This is a genomic window from Sphingomonas bacterium (genome assembly GCF_903643065.1).
Lineage (GTDB): Bacteria > Pseudomonadota > Alphaproteobacteria > Sphingomonadales > Sphingomonadaceae > Sphingomonas.
Genome location: NZ_CAHJWX010000179.1, coordinates 1 through 5,291 on the forward strand (window position 1 = coordinate 1; position 5,291 = coordinate 5,291).

Consider the following 5,291-nt stretch of genomic DNA (forward strand, 5'->3'; position numbering starts at 1 on the left):
GCGCACCTGCCCCAGCCGCGCCGCGCCCGCCTCCGCCGCCACCGCGCGCTCATCGGCGGTGAGCCCCAGCAGCACGGCGGCGCGCGACGGATCGGGAAGGGTGGGCGGCATCACCCTTCGCGGGTAGGGGGGAGTGGTTGCCGAAAGGTTAATCCTGAGTGAGGAGCACGATGACCGGCTCTTCAGAATATCGCCCGCAGGCGACAGCGGTCGTGAGGGCGATGCCGGGGCGAGATACGGCGACGAACTCGTCATCATGACCAGCTACCCGCCTGGCGTGTCCATTATGACGAGGCCCGCTTGCGGAAGGCGCTGGGCTACGGCTCAATTCGCGATTACATCATGCAACCCGCGAGGCACCGTCACAATCCGGAAGCAATGACATCGCGGCCGAGTCTACCGGAGGAAGAAATGAAGGTACCTGTTTACGTATCATCGACGCTGAAGAAGCTGGGATACATCCAAACGGATAATCACACCTTTGTCGCTAGAGCTCCTAGCTCAACTCTTGAGCACGCCTTGCATATCATGGTTTGAAAAGGCATGGGAGATCAGATTTCGATTGAGTGTTGTATAACAGAACCGTCGGTGGAAAGTTTCGCAATCGATTGTGCTCGGGATTTTGCGCCAAACCTGTACGGTGATATGCTTGACACAGGCGTGCGCACCATCCGGTTCCCGCTCGGTGAGGTTGCGGGTTGGGGCCCGCGCTGGTCCCTTCCGCTGGGCAGTAACAAAAGCGATACCGTAGATAAGATAATCAGGGGCCTTGATATTTTTGCGTTCCCATTAATGAGTACTATAAACAGCGATGAAACATTTTACAAAACTCTCAAGGAAGATATCAATCCGTTTCCGTGGCATTACTCCAATCACGCATTAAGAGCTGCTCAGTTTGTGTATATGCATTTGCGTATTGGTGAAGAGGAAGATGAAGCAGAAGCTCTCTTGATGCCCTTTCGTTCGTTGATTGAGAACAGTCTATTCAATGCTGAGCTAGGTCCTTACCTAAAAGGGTGGTGCAGCGTTACCGCGCTCAAATCTCTTGATCAAATAGGTTAGTACATCGGCACGCTGAACGATGTGACGAGCGCGTCGTTCGGCGACCTCAATCGCTGATGGTCGCGAGTAGCTCGTTCGAACGGGTGCGATCCACGACAAAGGCGATCCCGATCATTACCCTTCTTCACCCCCGCCAGCCCAGCCAGCAGCACCTCACGACGACGTTCTTCATGGTGTCCGGTTGCCAATCATGATGTTCTGATCAAGGTACCGGTCGGCAGCGACTCCGTTCAAGGAGTCGTGCCGACAGGAGGGGGTGTTGGGATGCAAACCGGGGCATTGAGATCGGTGGCGCGCAAGGTTCGTGACGAAGTCGCGCCCTTGCAGGGGCTTATCGGCTTTCGAGCCTATCGCCGGCTACAGGCCCGGCCGCGTTACTGCGAGGGCTCGGTCATGTTCCGGGGGCGCCGCCTGCGCTATTCGGATGCCGAAGGCTTCGCTCACTCGCTCGTGGAAATCTACCGGCAACAGGTCTACCTGTTCGATGACCGGACGGGATCGCCGCACATCATCGATGCCGGCGCCAATATTGGACTGAGCGTCCTTTACTTCAAAGATCGGTTCCCGCGCGCGTCGGTCGTCGCGTATGAGCCCGACGAAGAGATCTTCGACATGCTCGCGGACAATGTCGGGCAACTGCCCGATGTCACGCTGCACCGTGCCGCCGCCTGGATCGCGGACACGGAGCTGACTTTTTACCGGGAGCGATCGCTCGCCGGCTCCGTCGCCGCCGACTTTGACGGGCGGGGTGACAAGGTGAAGGTGCCGGCCGTGCGATTGCGCGACGAGATCACCAAGCGCCGGGTCACTTTCCTCAAGATCGACATCGAAGGCGCCGAGAACGAGGTGCTGTTCGACATCGCCGATGTCCTCGACAATGTGGAGCGGCTCTTCTTCGAATATCACAGCGTCGCCGGGGATCGGCAACGGCTGGGTCAGCTGTTGAACCTCGTCACGGAACGTGGCTTTCGCTTCGTCATCAACGGGACGCACGGACCCGGCCTGCCGTTCGTCGAGAGCGCGCGGTTCGGCTTCGACCTTCAGTGCAACGTCTTCTGCTATCGCAATCTGCCGAACTGACCGGCGCCCACCGCCGTCACGCCGGCTCCAATTCCCTCGGCAGCTTGAACGTGATCGTCTCGCGCGTCTGTTCGACTTCGCGCTCGGTCAGCTCGAAGCGGGTGGCGAGCAGGTCCACCAGTTCGCGCACGAGCAGCTCGGGGGCGGACGCGCCGGCGGTGATGCCCAGCGTGGTGACGCCGTCCAGGAACGACCAGTCGAGCTCGGCGGCGCGTTGGATCAGGTGGGCGGGCGTGCCCTCGCGCTCGGCGACCTCGACCAGCCGCAACGAGTTGGACGAATTGGGGGCGCCGATCACCAGCAGGGCGTCGCACGCCGCCGCGATCGCCTTCACCGCCGCCTGCCGATTGGACGTGGCGTAGCAGATGTCCTCGCCGCGCGGCGCCTGCATCAGCGGGAAGCGCGCCTGCAGCGCGGCGACGACGGCGGCGGTATCGTCCACCGACAGCGTGGTCTGCGTCAGGAAGGCGAGGTTGGCGGGATCGGCGGGCACAAAGGCGGCCACGTCCGCGATCGTCTCGATCAGCGTCATCGCGCCGGGCGGCACCTGGCCCAGCGTGCCGATCACCTCCGGATGGCCCTGGTGACCGATGAACAGGATGTGGCGCCCCGCCTCCACCAGCCGCTCGGCCTGGCGATGCACCCTGGAGACGAGCGGGCAGGTGGCGTCGAGGTAGGACAGGCCCCGATCGCGCGCCGCCGCCGGCACCGACTTGGGCACGCCATGCGCGGAGAAGACCACCGGCGCGTCGTCGGGCACCTGGTCCAGCTCTTCCACGAACACCGCGCCCTTGGCCTTGAGACTGTCGACGACGAAGCGGTTGTGGACGATCTCGTGGCGGACATAGACCGGGCGCCCGTGCCGTTCGAGCGCGAGCTCGACGATGCGGATCGCGCGGTCAACGCCCGCGCAGAAGCCGCGCGGGGCGGCGATGAGGAGCTGGAGCGCGGGCCTGGACACGGGCCTTGCCTAGCCCATTCGCTTGCGCGGGGCAAAAGCGGTTTCTATGGGCGGCCCATGCAGGTGACGGCGGAACGGATCGGGCGAGCGGCGGTGTTGGCCGCGGCCTTGGGTGTATCGGCCTGCGCGGGACGCGGCGAGCTGGACTCGAGCGGGACGGGCATCGCCACCGTGCGCTCCGCCTGCCCCAGCGTGGGCGTGCCGGCGGGCACCGGCGACGTGACGCTGTTCGATCCCGCCGGCCGCCGCGACGCGGACGCGCTGGACCTGTCGGCGACCATGACCAACGTCCGCTCGACCTGCACCGACCAGGGCGACCAGATCCTGACCGGCGTGACCTTCGACGTGCAGGCGCGGCGCCAGCGCACGGGGGCGCCCCGCGACGTGACGCTGCCCTTCTTCATCGCGGTGGTGCGCGGCGGCAGCGCGGTGGTGGCCAAGCGCGTGAGCCAGGTCACGCTCCATTTCGACGCGGGCAGCACCCGCGCGCAGGGGCCCGGCACCGCGTCGACGCTGGTGACGCGTACGGCGGCGACGCTGCCCGACGCGATCCGCCGCCAGATCACCCGCAAGCGCAAGGCGGGCGACGAGGACGCCGCCGTCGACCCGCTCACCCAGCCGGAGGTCCGCGCCGCCGTGCTGCGCACGAGCTTCGAGGCGCTGGTGGGGTTCCAGCTGACGGATGAGCAGTTGAAGTACAACGCTACGCGTTAAGGGAGTAGGGGGTAGGAGATAGGGAGTAGGGGTCGTTGGAGCCGATCCGCAGCTATCGCGATCTGATCGTATGGCAGCGTAGCTTGGAGCTCGCCGAGCGAGTGTACCAGTTCACTCGTGCTTACCCGCGCGATGAGCTGTTTGGGTTGACGTCACAGACACGCCGCGCGGCGACGTCGGTCGTCGCCAACATCGCCGAGGGCCATGGCCGGGGGACGCGCGGGGCTTATGCCGGCTTCGTCAGGATAGCCCGAGGCTCCTTGTGCGAGCTGGAGACGCATTTGTTACTGGCTGCTCGGATCGGCCTCGGCGATCCTCTACAGATTGACCAACTGCTGACCGACACGGATGAGATCGGTCGCATGCTCCGCGCCCTGATCGCCCGCTTGCGCATACCGGAAGCCCGGTAACCTACTCCCTACTCCCTACTCCCTACTCCCTCACAAGAAACTATACGGATCCACATCCACCGTGACCCGCACCTTCGCGGGCCAGTCGAGCGCGCCGAGCCAGTCGCGGATCACGTCCTGGACGTCGAGCGCGCGCCGGGCGTGGACGAGGAGGCGGTAGCGGTGGCGGCCGCGCAGCATCGCGAGCGGGGCGGGGGCGGGGCCATAGCTCGCCATGCCCTCCACCGCCGGCGCCGCGCGGCCGACCAGCCGCGCGGTCTCCAGCGCGCTCGCCTGGTCCTCCGACGAGACCACGATGGCGGCGTAGCGGCCGAACGGTGGCGCCCCGGCTTCGCGCCGCGACTCGGTCTCCGCCGCGTAGAAGGCGTCCGCGTCGCCGGTGACCAGCGCGCGCATCACCGCCGCGCCGGGGCTGTGCGTCTGCAGGAAGACGCGGCCGGGCTTCTCCCCGCGCCCGGCGCGGCCGGCGGCCTGGCGGATCTGCTGAAAGGTGCGCTCGGCGGCGCGCAGGTCGCCGCCCGCCAGCCCCAGATCGGCGTCGACGCAGCCGACCAGCGTCAGGTTGGGGAAATGATAGCCCTTGGTGACGAGCTGCGTCCCCACCACCACGTCGATGTCGCCCGCGTCCATCCGCCCGACGAACTCCGCCGCCTTGGCCGGCGACCAGATCGTGTCCGACGTGACCACCGCCGTCTTCGCCGCGGGGAACAGCGCCGCCACCTCGTCGGCGATGCGCTCGACGCCGGGGCCGCAGGCGACCAGGCTGTCCTCCGCCCGGCATTCGGGGCAGGCATTGGGGCGAGGCTCGGCATGGCCGCAATGGTGGCAGGCGAGGCGACGCGTCAGCCGGTGCTCCACCATCCAGGCCGTGCAGTTCGGGCATTGGAAGCGATGCCCGCAGGCACGGCACAGCGTCAGCGGCGCATAGCCGCGGCGGTTGAGGAACAGCAGCACCTGCTCGCGCGCGTCCAGCGTGTCGCGCATCGCGGCGACGAGCGGCGGGGCGAGCCAGCGGCCGCGCTCCGGCGGGGTGGCGATGAGGTCGATCGGCTCGATCGCGGGCA

General features: G+C 66.2%; 6 protein-coding genes. 4 read left to right on the top strand and 2 right to left on the bottom strand.

What is annotated here, in order from left to right; genetic code table 11:
* The first annotated feature begins 543 nt into the window (after positions 1 to 543).
* Positions 544 to 1,062 (top strand): hypothetical protein, encoded by a 519-nt coding sequence (locus tag HUU95_RS07640; protein ID WP_174279573.1) that lies wholly within the window; start codon positions 544 to 546, stop codon positions 1,060 to 1,062.
* A 393-nt stretch (positions 1,063 to 1,455) separates the two neighbouring features.
* Positions 1,456 to 2,142: an FkbM family methyltransferase gene (locus tag HUU95_RS07645; RefSeq protein WP_174279574.1), complete on the top strand. Its 687-nt coding sequence runs from the start codon at positions 1,456 to 1,458 to the stop codon at positions 2,140 to 2,142.
* A 16-nt stretch (positions 2,143 to 2,158) separates the two neighbouring features.
* Here HUU95_RS07645 and ispH read toward each other — a convergent pair whose 3' ends face one another.
* A complete protein-coding gene (gene ispH, locus HUU95_RS07650; RefSeq protein ID WP_174279575.1) occupies positions 2,159 to 3,103 on the bottom strand; it encodes a 4-hydroxy-3-methylbut-2-enyl diphosphate reductase in 945 nt (314 codons plus the stop codon).
* A 57-nt stretch (positions 3,104 to 3,160) separates the two neighbouring features.
* Between ispH and HUU95_RS07655 the strand changes: the two genes are divergently transcribed.
* On the top strand, positions 3,161 to 3,817 hold the full coding sequence (locus tag HUU95_RS07655) for a hypothetical protein (RefSeq protein WP_254602676.1): 657 nt from the start codon (positions 3,161 to 3,163) through the stop codon (positions 3,815 to 3,817).
* Between the two features lie 35 nt (positions 3,818 to 3,852).
* The gene (locus tag HUU95_RS07660) at positions 3,853 to 4,227 is read left to right on the top strand and encodes a four helix bundle protein (RefSeq protein ID WP_174279576.1); all 375 of its coding nucleotides are present in this window, start codon (positions 3,853 to 3,855) and stop codon (positions 4,225 to 4,227) included.
* Positions 4,228 to 4,257: 30 nt separating this feature from the next.
* Here the strand turns inward: HUU95_RS07660 and priA are convergent.
* Positions 4,258 to 5,291 (bottom strand): replication restart helicase PriA (gene priA, locus HUU95_RS07665; RefSeq protein ID WP_174279577.1); only part of this gene is annotated, 1,034 nt, incomplete at its 5' end.

Excerpts from the sequence above, each read along its gene's own strand:
- HUU95_RS07640 (WP_174279573.1), top strand. The coding sequence starts at position 544 with ATGGGAGATCAGATTTCGATTGAGTGTTGTATAACAGAACCGTCGGTG.
- HUU95_RS07645 (WP_174279574.1), top strand. The coding sequence starts at position 1,456 with ATGTTCCGGGGGCGCCGCCTGCGCTATTCGGATGCCGAAGGCTTCGCT.
- HUU95_RS07655 (WP_254602676.1), top strand. The coding sequence starts at position 3,161 with ATGCAGGTGACGGCGGAACGGATCGGGCGAGCGGCGGTGTTGGCCGCG.